Source organism: Microbacterium sp. ZW3a, from assembly GCF_057167165.1.
Map to the genome: position 1 here is coordinate 2,952,083 of NZ_CM169903.1, position 12,412 is coordinate 2,964,494.

Genomic DNA, 12,412 nt, shown 5'->3' on the forward strand with positions numbered 1-12,412 from the left:
GACGACAGGATGCGCCGAGGGTCCTGTCGCGACGCTGTCACGGCGGTGGGGGCGCTGTCACGGCGCTGTCATGCCCGGCCACCAACGACAGAGACCGGATGCCACGACCCCGAGGTCTGGCATCCGGTCTCTGTCGGTGCTCTCAGGCGCCGCGCAGGCGCTCGGCGAGGTAGGCGTGCAGGCCCTCGAGCGGGATGCGCTCCTGGCCCATCGTGTCGCGGTCGCGCACGGTCACGGCGTTGTCGTCGAGCGAGTCGAAGTCGATCGTGACGCAGTACGGGGTGCCGATCTCGTCCTGTCGGCGGTAGCGGCGGCCGATCGCGCCGGCGTCGTCGAAGTCGACGTTCCACCCCGCGGAGCGCAGGGTGTCGGCGACCTCACGCGCCAGCGGCGACAGACGCTCGTTGCGCGAGAGCGGCAGCACGGCGGCCTTCACGGGCGCGAGGCGCGGGTCGAGCTTGAGCACCGTGCGGGTGTCGGTGCCGCCCTTGGCGTTGGGCACCTCTTCTTCGACGTAGGCGTCGACGAGGAACGCCATCATCGCACGCGTCAGGCCGAACGACGGCTCGATGACGTACGGGGTGTACTTCTCGCCCGAGGCCTGGTCGAAGTACGTCAGGCTCGAGCCCGAGGCATCCGAGTGGCTCTTGAGGTCGTAGTCGGTGCGGTTGGCGACGCCCATGAGCTCGCCCCACTCCTTGCCCGGGAAGCCGAAGCGGTACTCGACGTCGATCGTGCCGGCGGAGTAGTGCGCGCGGTCGTCTTCGGGAACGTCGAACCGCTTCATGTTCTCGGGGTCGATCCCGAGGTCGACGAACCAATTCCAGCACGCCTCGACCCAGTGCTCGAACCACTCCTGCGCCTCGGCGGGGGGCGTGAAGTACTCGATCTCCATCTGCTCGAATTCGCGCGTGCGGAAGATGAAGTTTCCGGGGGTGATCTCGTTGCGGAACGCCTTGCCGACCTGGCCGACGCCGAACGGGGGCTTGCGACGGGATGCCGTGAGCACGTTCGAGAAGTTCACGAAGATGCCCTGCGCGGTCTCGGGGCGCAGGAAGTGCAGGCCCGACTCGTCGTCGACGACGCCGAGGTAGGTCTTGACCAGGCCCGAGAACGACTTCGGCTCGGTGTACTGCCCCTTCGTGCCGCAGTTCGGGCACGGCACGTCGGCGAGGCCGTTCTCGGCCGTGCGCCCCTTGCGGGCCTCGAAGTCCTCGATGAGGTTGTCGGCGCGGAAGCGCTTGTGGCAGTGCAGGCACTCGACCAGCGGGTCGGTGAACGTCGCGACGTGGCCCGAGGCCTCCCACACGCGCTTGGGCAGGATGATGCTGGAGTCCAGGCCCACCATGTCGCCGCGGCCGCGCACGAACGTCTGCCACCACTGGCGACGGATGTTCTCCTTCAGCTCGGTGCCGAGGGGGCCGTAGTCCCACGCCGATCGCGAACCGCCGTAGATCTCACCGGCCTGGAACACGAACCCGCGATGGCGCGCGAGCGAGATGACCTTGTCGAGGCGGGATTGTTCGGCCACGGTGGCTCCAATGGTCGGGAAAGTTGTGGGTGCGAGCGCGAGTGCGCGGCATCCAGTTTATCGAGCGACGCCACCCCTCATCGTGTGAGGCGTTCCCGGTGCACGGTGAACGCCTCGAGCGCGGCCTCGTCGATCACGATTCCCAGGCCGGGGGCCGTGGGCACACGCACGTGTCCGTCCTCGATCACGGCGGGCTCCGTCACGATGTCGCGGTCGTAGAAGCGAGTGGATGCCGAGATGTCACCGGGCAGCGTGAACCCGGGGAGCGCCGCGAGTGCGGCGTTGGCGGCCCGCCCGATGCCCGTCTCGAGCATGCCGCCGCACCACACGGGGATCCCGGCCGCACGGCACCGGTCGTGGATCGCGAGGGCCTCGAGGTAGCCGCCGACGCGTCCGGCCTTGATGTTGATGATCGAGCCGGAGCCGAGCGCCAGGGCGTCGGCGGCGGCCTTGTCGGAGACGATCGATTCGTCCAGGCACACCGGCGTACGCAGACGCTGCGCGAGCGTCGCGTGGTCGACGAGGTCGTCCTCCTGCAGCGGTTGCTCGATGAGGAGCAGGTCGAACGCGTCGAGCCGTTCCAGCGTGTCGGCATCCGCGAGGGTGTAGGCCGAATTGGCATCCACTTGCAGGGGGATGCCGCCGAAGGCCGCGCGGACCGCGGCGGTGTCGTCGACGTCGCGCCCGGGCTTGATCTTGATCTTGATGCGCACGTAGCCCTCGTCGAGGTACCCGCCGACCGTCTCGACCAGGGCCTCTGGATCGCGCTGGATCCCCACCGAGACGCCCGAGGGCACCCGGTCTTTGCCCGCCCCGAGATAGTCGGCGAAGCGGCGGCCCTCGGCGCGCAGCGCGGCGTCGATGACCGCGAGCTCGAGCCCGGCCTTGGCCATGCGGTGTCCGACGACCGGGCTCAGGATGCCGGCGACCTCCTCGGGCGCGAGGGTACGGCGTTCGAGGAGCGCGGGACCGAGGAAGCGGGTGAGCACATCCCACGCGCCCTGCGTGTACTCGCTCGAGTAGAACGGCTCCGCCTGCGTCACGACCTCGCCCCAGCCGACGCCGTCGGCGGTCTCGGCGCGGACGACGATCACCTCGCGCACCGTCTCGGTGCCGAACGACGTCGTGAACGGCGAGACCAGGGGCAGGTGCAGGACGCGCAGCTCGATGGCATCCAGGAACACGGGGGCGGCGGGAGTGCGGGGCGGCATGAGGGCAGGGTATCCGGCGTGCCGTCCCTTCGGTCGCGCCCCCGTGGACGGCTCCCTGCCGTTCGCCGCCGGGCCGCGGCGTCCCTGCCGGGGCGGGCCGCGCACAACTCCGGCAAATCCGACCTGCACAACCCCGGATGCCACCGCCCCGGCGGTTCCGCAGGAGTTATGCACGCCGCGCCCGCGCCGGCCCAGGCCGCGCACAACTCCGGCAGATCCGTCCTACACAGCCCCGGATGCCACATCCCCCGGCACTTATGCAGGAGCTGTGCAGCCCCCGGCGGCGACCCAACGGACGAATCCACCCCGCCGCGACGCCGCCCCACGGCATCCACACCGCCACCGGCAGCCGAACTCCGCCGCCACGCCCGCAACCCGACGCACAACTCCGGCAGATCCGGACTGCACGGCCCCGGATGCCACCACCCCGGCGGTTCCGCAGGAGTTGTGCACGCGCGCCCGTGCCGACGCACAACTCCGGCAGATCCGGCCTACACAGCCCCGGATGCCACGGCCCCGGCGGTTCCGCCGGAGTTGTGCCGCCACGCCCGCAACCCGACGCACAACTCCGGCAAATCCGGCCTACACAGCCCCGGATGCCACGGCGCCGGCGGTTCCGCAGGAGTTGTGCAGCCCCCGGCGACCCAACGGACGAATTCCACCCCGGCGCTTCTGCAGGAGTTGTGCAGCCGTAACGCCTCGCGCGCGGCGGGGCAAGGGCGGCGCCCCGCCGCGCCTCCCGGCGTAGCGTCGGGGGCATGAGCGACTTCACTCCCCGCCACGCGATCGTCACCGGCTCCGATTCGGGCATCGGCGCGGCCACCGCGCTCGCCCTCGCCGAAGCCGGCCTCAACGTCGCCATCACCTACAACAGCGACAAGGACGGTGCGGAAGAGGTTGCCGCCGCCGTGCGCGCCCGCGGCGCCCGCGCGGTCGTCGCGCAGTTCGACGCCACCGACTTCGACGCGATCCCCGACGCCGTGAACGCCCTCGCCGACGAGCTCGGCGGCCTCGACGTCTTCGTCAACAACGCCGGCGGCGGGATCGGGGGCAGCTTCCTCGACCTCGACATGAAGACCTGGCGCACCGACATCGCCCTCAACCTCGACGGCGCGTTCCTCGCGATGCACACCGCGGCCCGCCGCATGGTGGCGGCCGGAAACGGAGGCCGCCTCATCGCGGTCTCCAGCGTGCATGAGCACCAGCCCCGCGTCGGCTCCGCACCCTATGTCGCCGCCAAGCACGGGCTCGGCGGCCTCATCAAGACGATGGCGCTCGAACTCGGGCAGTACGGCATCACCGCGAACGCGGTCGCCCCGGGCGAGATCGCCACGCCCATCAACGACATGGATGCCGAGGATGCCGACCGCGTCCACCGCCCCGGTATCCCCCTCGGACGCCCCGGCAAGCCCGACGAGGTCGCCGATGTGATCCGCTTCCTCGCCTCGCCGTCCGGCTCGTACGTCACCGGAGCCAGCTGGGTGGTCGACGGCGGGATGCTGCAGATGGGACCCCAGGCGGGATCGCACATGGAGTCGGACGCCTGGCGTTCGGCCGGAGAGTGAGAACGAGATGAGCGACGAGAAGAGCTTCGAAGAGAACCGTCACGACCAGCTGACGAGTGCGCCGAAGGCGACGGAAGAAGACGCCGCGCCGCGCTTCGACGTCACCGAGCACGACGGCATCACGCGCATCGACGTGCGCGACGATGCCGCCGTCCGCCCCGGCCCGGGGCAGGGAGACCCCGCCGCCGAGGAAGACACGCCCGTCTCGGGCGGCTGACTCAGTCGCGGAGCGGAATGGCGGTGGTTGACGCCACCCATCCGCGCGCGCGAGCGTTGCGCGCAATGGCATCCCGAACTCGGGCAATCGTCGGGACGTTTCCCAGAACGTGGGTCGCGTCTGCGGCAGCGTGATCGAATGCCGACACGATGCCGCGCAGGATCTCGCGCGCTCGCAGGAGCGCCTCGTCGGGGTCGAGTCCCAGTCGTCGGCCGGCCACCCGGAGAGCGTTCTCACCGACGCGGTCGATGACATACTCGCCGTCGAGCGACATCGCCAGTTTCATCGGCTGCCCCTCCGGCGTGGGGTAGGGGGCGTGCGTGCCGAGGTCGTAGAGGGGCGCAAGGGTCGCGCGCGAGCCGTTCAACAGGAGCGAGTAGTTCTTCGCATGCGCATCGGTGCCGACGGCCGCGAGATTGAAGGCGAGGGCGTCGAAGAACCTTCGACTGTTGTTCTGACGGTCGATTCCATTCGGGAGACCCCGGAACAGATCCGCGATCTTGCCGACGCCGGGGCCGCCGTCGCTCTGATACTTCTTGTCGGGCTCGACGGCCAGCGCCTGACACAGATCTTCTTGGTGCAATCGAGCCCAGCGCTCGCCGGTGAACGCACGATCGTATCGGCGGGAGATGAAGACGTTGTCGCCCGCACGGGTGGTGGCCATCTCACTCTCTGCGACGTCGAGGCCGAGGTGGCGCGCCGCCGCCATCGTCATGTACTCCACGATGTGGTGTTCGGAGTACGGAGGAACGGCGGGCTTGATGATGTGCGTCGTCGGGGTCGAGTCCAGGGGGGTGGCCCACAGCCCTTCAGCCGTGCGGAACAGCGCGGTCTTCGGCTGTGCGCCGGGCAGCGACCATCGCCCCGCTCGCCGCACCCCCCACGTGGCGGCGTGGGCGATCAGGTCCTGGACCAGGGCGGCGAAGTCCTCGTCAGAGTGCTTCTGCAATCGACCCGTGCGGGTGGCTGCGTCATCACTGTCTTCACCGTCCGGCAGAAGCTGCACAGCGCCGGCAGTGTCGCGACCGATGTGCGACAGGAGAGCGAAAGGGTTGTTCTCGGACACGTGATACTCGCTCGCGAGTTCCTTGAGACGGCCGGCGCTGTCCGGCAGCAACCCTCTCAGGTATGCACGGGCGGGGCCGTTCTTGTGCACCTGTCGAGCGAGAGGCATCGATAGGGACATCGGCGTGGCTGTTCGTGAGCGCCGGTACTGGTCGTCGTACTCGAAGCCGAGCGCACCCGCGTGGGATTGCGTGAAGGCGCCCACACGGACCCCGTCGAGGTATGCGTGCAGTTCACTCGTCATCGTGCACCTCGAGAGTCAGCCCGAGCGCCTCGAGCACCCAGAACACTCGGTGCAGAGTGACCGAGGGCTTCCCCCTCTCGAAGCGCGCGAGCCAGTCGCGTGTCACGCCCGCGTTCTTGGCGAGTTGCTCCTGCGACAGACCTCGTTGTTCGCGGCGCTCCGCGACGAGTGCGCCGAGGTCGGCGGAACGTGCAACCTGCATGGCCACCTCCGAGCATCTGTGGGTTTTATCCCACATTACGTTGTGTGGGATAAAACCCACAAGGTTCTCTGTGGGATAAAACCCACACGTCCCGCCATGGGAAAGATCCCACAAGAATGAGCCCGCTCACCGCGCGACGAGCAGGTAGCCGCGGCGGTCGACGCCGCCGATCCGCAGACCGGATGCCAGGTGTCCCCGCAGCTCCTCGCGCACGCGGTACCGCCACTCGGCGCCCACCGCGGGGTCGCTGCGCCGCAGCGCCTCGATGTCGTCAGGGAGTTCGACGATCGCCCGCACCTCGTCGTCGGCGGGCGTCGGCGCGGGCGGCTCGGCGATGGCCCACGTCACGAGCAGCCGGTCGGACTCGTCGCCGCGATTGACGTCGTCGGGCATCTCGCCGTACTGGTTCACGAGGTACTCGGTGGCGCTCGCCCCCAGGACGGCGAGATTGAAGTGCGCGTTGCGGCGGATGAGCGGATCGAAGGTCCAGGTGATGCGCCCGATCCCCCGCTCCAGCGCCCACTCGCGCTGGTGTGCCTTGAGTCGACGCCCGATGCCTCGCCCCTGATGCCCGGGGAGCACCCCCGTGATGTGCGAGTGCATCGTCCGCTCCGCCGGAGGGCCGAAGAACGCCGCCGATGCGCCGATCATCCGGTCGTCGTCGTAGATGCCGACGACGTAGTTGCCCGAGTGCTCGAGCGCCCGCAGGATGTTCGCCGGCATCGTCGCACGGTCACCGACCCAGACGTCGTCGAACAGCTGCGCCCCGGCGAGAATCGCCTCGAGGCTGTCGAGCGGGCGGATGTCGATGCCGGTCGTGCTCATGCTCCGAGTCTGGCACCCGCGGCATCCGCGCACCGTGGGAAGCGCCCGTCCGCCCACACGACGGGTCCGCTCAGCGCGGGTGCGTTCCCGCGACGTGACGGATCGTCCGCCCGCGTTCGACGACGATCGCGATCCCCCCGACCAGCCACAGCGGCACCTGCGTGAGGAACGCCAGGCGGAAGGCATCCAGCGAATAGGTGTCGGGGCTGCCCGCGCCCTGCACGTCCATCGCGACACCGATGAAGAGGATCGCCAGCAACGCCGCGAGGAACCCACCGCCGTTGACGATGCCCGTCGCCGTGCTGAGCCGGTGGCTGGGGGTGAAGGTGCGCGCGTGATCGAAGGCGATCATCGATGCCGGGCCGCCGGTCGACAGCGCAAACATCAGCAGGAACAACAGCCACACCGGGGCGGCCCCGGGCCACGCGATCACCACGATCCACGCGACGGCCTGGAACACGATCGTCGGAAGCACCAGCCACCGAGATCGACGCGAGGGATGCCGACTCGACAGCGCCCCGATCACGGGGCCGCTGAGGATGCTGAACAGCACGAGCGAGGTCATGACGAGCGAGGCCGTGGCAGGGTCGAGCCCCTCGCCCGCCGTGAGGAACGGAAAGCCCCACAGCAGCATGAACGCGGTGCCCGCGAACGGCGTGGTGAAGTGCGACCAGAAACCGAGCCGCGTGCCGGGGTGCGACCACGACTCGCGGAATCCCTGCCGCAGGTCGGCAGACGATTTCACCACGCGGATCGCGCCGGTCTGCGTGTCGACCGAGGTGTCGACCGGGTCGTCGCGCCGTTCGGGCGGCCGGTTGCGGATGATCGCGTACGTCAGCACGGCGAACAACACGCCCAGCCCCGCGACGCTGCCGAAGGCGACGCTCCAGCTCGTGGCGTGCAAGAGAGCGGCCAGCGGCACGACGGCCACGATCTGACCGAGCTGGCCGATGATCCCCGTCAGCTGAACCAGCACCGGCGCCCGCTGCGCCGGGAACCACGTCGCGATGACGCGCAGCACGCTCGGGAAGATCATCGCGTCACCCGCGCCGATGAGCACGCGGGCCAGGATGCCGATCCCCACCGCGTCGGCGAACGCCATGACCAGCTGGCCCGCGGCCATGAGGAGCATGCCGATCGCGATCATGGGACGCGCGCCGAAGCGGTCGAGCAGCAGACCGACGGGGATCTGCATCGCGCCGTAGACGAAGAGCTGGATCACGGCGAACATCGACAGCGCCGAGGCGTCGGCCTGGAACCGCACCGCGGCGTCGACCCCGACCGCCGACAGAGAGGTGCGGTTGATGATCGAGACGACGTACGCCAGCACCCCGACGATCCACAGCGTCCACGTGCGCCAACCGGGGCGGTCGAGGGTGCTGATCACGGGGGTTCCTGGGGGATCGAGGGGAACGGATGCCACGAGGGATGGCATCCACCAGGCTATCCCCGGGCTCCGACACCCGAGGCCGGGGCGACCGTCGACCTCACGCGTCGTCGAGCGCGTCGGCCATGCCCGTACGGACGGCGGCCAAGTGCTGCGTCAACGGCGCCCCGGCCTCGTCGGCCAGCCACTGCTCCAGGGCGATCTGCAGCAGTTCTACCGCAACACCGGCGACCACCCGGGCCGTCACCGCGTCGACACCGTGGGCGAGGTATCCGGTGCGGATGGCATCGCGCAGATCGGCCTGCTTCTGCAGATCGCGCTCACGGAGAGCGGGCTCGGCCTCGATGATGCGCCGGGCAGCGGCCATGTACTCGCGGCGGGGCTCGAACCGCTCGGTAGCGAGCACGTGAAAACCCTGCCAGGCGATCGAGAACGGCGCCGCACCGGCCGGCGCGGCCGCGATCGTCGCGGCGGCGAGCGCGGGGATCTCGTCGTCACCGAAGAACACCTCGCGCTTGTCGCTGAAGTGACGGAAGAAGGTGCGCCGGGTAACCCCCACGCGGTCAACGATCTCGGGCACCGTGGTCGCGTCGAAGCCGCGCTCCTGGAACAGCTCGAGCGCCGCAGCGCGGAGCCGTTCTCTCGTATCGGGAGTCCACCTGGCCATGTCGACGAGCATAAGCGATGTCACGTAGTGTCATCACTACACTCTGGTGAAGACACCAAGTGTCATCGCGACCCGAGGGGCCCCATGTCCGACCAGTTCGCCGCCATCCTCCCCGCCCCGCGCGCACGGGTGGGCGTCATCAGCACGACCATTCCCCGCCCCGCCGCCGACGAGATTCTCGTACGGGTGAGGGCGGTGGCCGTCAACCCGATCGACTGGGTCATCCAGGGCACCAGCCGCCTCACCTACCGGTGGCTGCGAACCCCCGCCGTCCTCGGGTCCGACGTCGCCGGCCAGGTCGTCGCCGTCGGCTCGGACGTCACGCGCTTCCACGTCGGCCAACGCGTGTTCGGCCTCGCGACCGGGACCGACCGCGGACGCGACCCCCTGCGCGAAGGCGCGTTCCAGGAGTACACCGTGCTCCTCGAACGTCTCGCCTCACCCACGCCCGACGACCTGTCCGACGACCAGGCCGCGGTCTTCCCCCTCGGCCTGTCGACCGCCGCGTGCGCCCTGTTCCAGCCCGCCCACCTCGGGCTGCGGATGCCGACCGGTACCGTGCCGAGCACATTGGATGGCGTCGTGGTGGTGTGGGGAGGATCGACCAGCGTCGGAATGAACGCCATCCAGTTGGCTCGCGCTGCGGGGTACGACGTCGTCAGCACCGCCTCACCGCGCAACACGGCGCTCGTGCAGTCGCTCGGCGCCGACGCGGTCGTCGACTACGCCTCGGCGAGCGCCGTCGATGACCTCGTCGCCGCGATCGACGGTCGCCCCGTGAGGGGGGCCGTCGCGCTGGGCGCAGGGTCGACCGACGCGTGCATCGAGGTCCTCCGCCGCACCGGCGGCACACGACTGGCGATGGCGAGCACGCCGATCTCCCTCGCCGACCTCGCCGGGCGTCGGCACCTCTTTCCCGCGATGCTGCCGGTCTTCGGCCGCATCGGGCTGACCACGGCCCGGTCGACCCTCCGCGCCCGACGCGCCGGCATCCGCGCGGGGTTCGTGTGGGGAAGCAGCCTCCGCGACGACGAGATCGGGTCGGCGCTATGGGGCGACGTGGTGCCGCGTGCGCTTGCCACCGGCCGCCTCCGTCCGATGCCCGAGCCGCTCATCGTGGGGTCGGGGCTGGCCGACATCCAGGCTGCGCTCGACCGCCAGCGCGGCGGCGTCTCGGCACGCAAGCTCGTCGTGCACCTTTAGGGCGGGCACGCGCACCACGCCGGCCCTGTCTATCGTCAGCCCCCGCGCGCCTGTGGCCCCGGGGCGGTTCGCGTGGCCCCGGGGCCACGTCCGGCGCCCCAGCTCGGCCCGCGCGTGTCCGAAGAGTCCCCCCACGCACGGCAGAATGGTCCGATGGTCTCCGTGAGCCCCCACCTGCAGCCCGATCACGCGTGCCTCATCGTGCACGGCAGCGACACCCCCGGCATCATCGCCGCGGTCTCGGCCCTCATCGCCCGCCAGGGCGGGAACATCGTCGCGTTCGACCAGTACTCCGACGGCACCCGCGGCGGCGCGTACTTCCAGCGCGTCGTGTTCCACCGGCCCGACCTCGCGGCATCCCTGCCCGACATCGAGGCCGACCTCGACCGCACCCTCGGCGACGGCTTCGAGCTGGAGTGGAACCTCACCGACCTCTCGACGCCGAAGCGCATGGCGATCCTGGCGTCGAAGCAAGACCACTGCCTTCTCGACCTGCTGTGGCGCCACCGCCGCGGCGACCTGCCCGTCAGCATCCCGATGGTCGTGTCGAACCACACCACCTCGGCGGAAGACGTGCGTTCGTTCGGCGTCCCGTTCTTCCACATCCCGTCGACGCCCGGCCCCGACAAGTCGGCATCCGAGGCTCGCATCCTCGAACTCCTCGTCGGCAACGTCGACTTCGTCGTGCTCGCGCGGTACATGCAGATCCTCTCGCCCGACTTCCTCGACAAGATCGGGGTGCCGGTGATCAACATCCACCACTCGTTCCTGCCGGCCTTCATCGGCGCCGAGCCGTACAAGAAGGCGAAGGAGCGCGGCGTCAAGCTCATCGGCGCGACCTCGCACTACGTCACGAGCGACCTCGACGAGGGCCCGATCATCGAGCAGGACACGGTCCGCGTCACCCACGCCGACTCGGCCGCCGAGCTCGCGCGCCGCGGGGCCGACGTCGAGCGTCAGGTGCTCTCGCGCGCCGTGCTGTGGCACGCCGAGGATCGCATCATCCGCCACGGCAACCACACGATCGTCTTCACGGCCTGACCCGCCGCGCACGACGAGGGGGAGGCGTCTCGACGACGCCTCCCCCTCGTCGCTGTGCTCAGTCCGGATCGGATGCCGTGCTCAGCGGCCCTCTCCCCCCGCGCGGTGGCTGCTTGCGCTGACGCGCGAGCTCGCCGCCGACGCGGCCACCGTACGGCCGTCCGTGGTCGGCCCACTCGGCCCGGAAGTACGCCAGGCGCCAGTCGCCCAGCTCGATCCGCGCGCCGGTGCGCAGGATCCGGCCGTTACCACGACGCCCCTCGACGGCAGCACCGCCGCCACCCACGACGTCGAAGCCGTACAGCACATACTCGTCGTCGCCCTCGTGGCGGATCTCGGCGTGCACCGGCGCGAGGCCGGGCAGCCGCAGGTCGGCATCGTCGCCGGACCCGATCACGGTCTTCTCGGGCAGCAGGTCGAACTCGCGCGGGGGAGAACCGTCCCAGCCCGAGGTGCCGACCGCGAAGATGAGGCGCGGGCGGCCCGATCCCGGGGTGTAGTGCGTCGTGGTGATGCGACGGCGCACCACTCGGTTCACGGTCGGGACGAGCGGCAGGGGCGTGCCCGGCGGCACGGGGAACCGCAACGCCTGTCCGCTGTTGCGTCGCGTCAGCAGCGGCGCGACGGCACCCACCGAACCGAGCCGGATGTGCGGCGAGCCGGTGACGACGCGCTGCAGCAGGCTGCTCTTGACGTCGCCGAGGTGCACGATCGGGCCGTCCGGACCCTCCACGCACACCGAGATCCCGCGCGCGGCGAGCGCGTCCGCGACGGTCGAGAGTTCCGCGAGCGTCCGGCGACCATTGCCGGGCAGACGCGACGGATCGCTGATGGTCACGCGCACCTCGGAGCCGGCCGCGGTGATCGTGCCCTCGAACGGCGGGAGGGTGGCATCCGCCCCCGTCTTCTCTTCCGAGAAGGCGAGGTCGATGTCGAGGCGCACCATGACGGCGCCCGCCCTCAGTTTCCGCGATACGGGTCGGAGCCCGGCGCGGTGTCGTCGCTCGTCGTGACGCGGAGCGTGCCGTTGAGCTTCCACGTCGCCCGAGGAGCATCGGGGCCGATATCGCGCGGGACTTCGACGGTCATCTCGACGAAGGAGTAGTTGACCGCAGCGCCGCGGCCGGTGAGGTACGACCACATTTCGCGACCGAGGTCGGTCCAGTCGGTGATCGAGTGACCCTCGGGTCCCGCGGAGTTCGCGAACGGGTCGGTGGTGGCAGAGGTGTCGGACATGGTCCCAGTCCTTTCTAG

13 protein-coding genes are annotated in these 12,412 nt (G+C 70.1%); 4 read left to right on the forward strand and 9 right to left on the reverse strand.

Annotated features, from left to right (window positions below; translation table 11 throughout):
* Positions 1–142: 142 nt before the first annotated feature.
* Together ACU6WY_RS13775 and menC are read right to left on the reverse strand one after the other, a co-directional pair.
* Positions 143–1,531, reverse strand: a complete 1,389-nt coding sequence (locus ACU6WY_RS13775; RefSeq protein ID WP_483820207.1) for a glycine--tRNA ligase — start codon at positions 1,529–1,531, stop codon at positions 143–145.
* Between the two features lie 77 nt (positions 1,532–1,608).
* The gene (gene menC, locus ACU6WY_RS13780; RefSeq protein ID WP_483820208.1) at positions 1,609–2,742 is read right to left on the reverse strand and encodes an o-succinylbenzoate synthase; all 1,134 of its coding nucleotides are present in this window, start codon (positions 2,740–2,742) and stop codon (positions 1,609–1,611) included.
* 758 nt (positions 2,743–3,500) lie between these two features.
* Here menC and ACU6WY_RS13785 point away from each other — a divergent pair.
* Complete coding sequence (locus ACU6WY_RS13785; protein ID WP_483820209.1) at positions 3,501–4,307, forward strand: SDR family oxidoreductase; 807 nt, start codon at positions 3,501–3,503, stop codon at positions 4,305–4,307.
* A 7-nt stretch (positions 4,308–4,314) separates the two neighbouring features.
* Complete coding sequence (locus ACU6WY_RS13790) at positions 4,315–4,524, forward strand: multidrug transporter (RefSeq protein WP_483820210.1); 210 nt, start codon at positions 4,315–4,317, stop codon at positions 4,522–4,524.
* Between the two features lies 1 nt (position 4,525).
* Here ACU6WY_RS13790 and ACU6WY_RS13795 read toward each other — a convergent pair whose 3' ends face one another.
* From ACU6WY_RS13795 to ACU6WY_RS13815, 5 genes are all read right to left on the reverse strand, one after another.
* A complete protein-coding gene (locus tag ACU6WY_RS13795; protein WP_483820211.1) occupies positions 4,526–5,833 on the reverse strand; it encodes a HipA domain-containing protein in 1,308 nt (435 codons plus the stop codon).
* Positions 5,823–6,035, reverse strand: a complete 213-nt coding sequence (locus tag ACU6WY_RS13800; protein WP_483820212.1) for a helix-turn-helix domain-containing protein — start codon at positions 6,033–6,035, stop codon at positions 5,823–5,825. Before ACU6WY_RS13800 ends, ACU6WY_RS13795 begins: the two co-directional genes overlap by 11 nt.
* A 126-nt stretch (positions 6,036–6,161) precedes the next feature.
* On the reverse strand, positions 6,162–6,860 hold the full coding sequence (locus ACU6WY_RS13805; RefSeq protein WP_483820213.1) for a GNAT family N-acetyltransferase: 699 nt from the start codon (positions 6,858–6,860) through the stop codon (positions 6,162–6,164).
* A gap of 70 nt (positions 6,861–6,930) precedes the next feature.
* On the reverse strand, positions 6,931–8,295 hold the full coding sequence (locus ACU6WY_RS13810; protein ID WP_483820214.1) for an MFS transporter: 1,365 nt from the start codon (positions 8,293–8,295) through the stop codon (positions 6,931–6,933).
* A 52-nt stretch (positions 8,296–8,347) separates the two neighbouring features.
* Positions 8,348–8,914, reverse strand: a complete 567-nt coding sequence (locus tag ACU6WY_RS13815; RefSeq protein WP_483820215.1) for a TetR/AcrR family transcriptional regulator — start codon at positions 8,912–8,914, stop codon at positions 8,348–8,350.
* 84 nt (positions 8,915–8,998) lie between these two features.
* On the opposite strand from ACU6WY_RS13815, the gene ACU6WY_RS13820 reads away from it, so the two are divergent.
* Positions 8,999–10,117, forward strand: coding sequence for a zinc-binding alcohol dehydrogenase family protein (locus ACU6WY_RS13820; protein WP_483820216.1), 1,119 nt, complete (start codon positions 8,999–9,001; stop codon positions 10,115–10,117).
* A gap of 153 nt (positions 10,118–10,270) precedes the next feature.
* Positions 10,271–11,158, forward strand: a complete 888-nt coding sequence (purU, locus tag ACU6WY_RS13825; protein ID WP_483820217.1) for a formyltetrahydrofolate deformylase — start codon at positions 10,271–10,273, stop codon at positions 11,156–11,158.
* A 58-nt stretch (positions 11,159–11,216) separates the two neighbouring features.
* Here purU and ACU6WY_RS13830 read toward each other — a convergent pair whose 3' ends face one another.
* Together ACU6WY_RS13830 and ACU6WY_RS13835 are read right to left on the reverse strand one after the other, a co-directional pair.
* On the reverse strand, positions 11,217–12,104 hold the full coding sequence (locus ACU6WY_RS13830; RefSeq protein WP_483820218.1) for an FHA domain-containing protein: 888 nt from the start codon (positions 12,102–12,104) through the stop codon (positions 11,217–11,219).
* 14 nt (positions 12,105–12,118) lie between these two features.
* A complete protein-coding gene (locus tag ACU6WY_RS13835) occupies positions 12,119–12,394 on the reverse strand; it encodes a hypothetical protein (RefSeq protein ID WP_483820219.1) in 276 nt (91 codons plus the stop codon).
* Positions 12,395–12,412: the final 18 nt, after the last annotated feature.

What these genes read in the sequence shown, in the direction of transcription:
- menC (WP_483820208.1), bottom strand. Translation starts at nt 2,742, where the DNA reads ATGCCGCCCCGCACTCCCGCCGCCCCCGTGTTCCTGGATGCCATCGAG.
- ACU6WY_RS13785 (WP_483820209.1), top strand. Translation starts at nt 3,501, where the DNA reads ATGAGCGACTTCACTCCCCGCCACGCGATCGTCACCGGCTCCGATTCG.
- ACU6WY_RS13790 (WP_483820210.1), top strand. Translation starts at nt 4,315, where the DNA reads ATGAGCGACGAGAAGAGCTTCGAAGAGAACCGTCACGACCAGCTGACG.
- ACU6WY_RS13795 (WP_483820211.1), bottom strand. Translation starts at nt 5,833, where the DNA reads ATGACGAGTGAACTGCACGCATACCTCGACGGGGTCCGTGTGGGCGCC.
- ACU6WY_RS13800 (WP_483820212.1), bottom strand. Translation starts at nt 6,035, where the DNA reads ATGCAGGTTGCACGTTCCGCCGACCTCGGCGCACTCGTCGCGGAGCGC.
- ACU6WY_RS13805 (WP_483820213.1), bottom strand. Translation starts at nt 6,860, where the DNA reads ATGAGCACGACCGGCATCGACATCCGCCCGCTCGACAGCCTCGAGGCG.
- ACU6WY_RS13810 (WP_483820214.1), bottom strand. Translation starts at nt 8,295, where the DNA reads ATGCCATCCCTCGTGGCATCCGTTCCCCTCGATCCCCCAGGAACCCCC.
- ACU6WY_RS13815 (WP_483820215.1), bottom strand. Translation starts at nt 8,914, where the DNA reads ATGGCCAGGTGGACTCCCGATACGAGAGAACGGCTCCGCGCTGCGGCG.
- ACU6WY_RS13820 (WP_483820216.1), top strand. Translation starts at nt 8,999, where the DNA reads ATGTCCGACCAGTTCGCCGCCATCCTCCCCGCCCCGCGCGCACGGGTG.
- purU (WP_483820217.1), top strand. Translation starts at nt 10,271, where the DNA reads ATGGTCTCCGTGAGCCCCCACCTGCAGCCCGATCACGCGTGCCTCATC.
- ACU6WY_RS13830 (WP_483820218.1), bottom strand. Translation starts at nt 12,104, where the DNA reads ATGGTGCGCCTCGACATCGACCTCGCCTTCTCGGAAGAGAAGACGGGG.
- ACU6WY_RS13835 (WP_483820219.1), bottom strand. Translation starts at nt 12,394, where the DNA reads ATGTCCGACACCTCTGCCACCACCGACCCGTTCGCGAACTCCGCGGGA.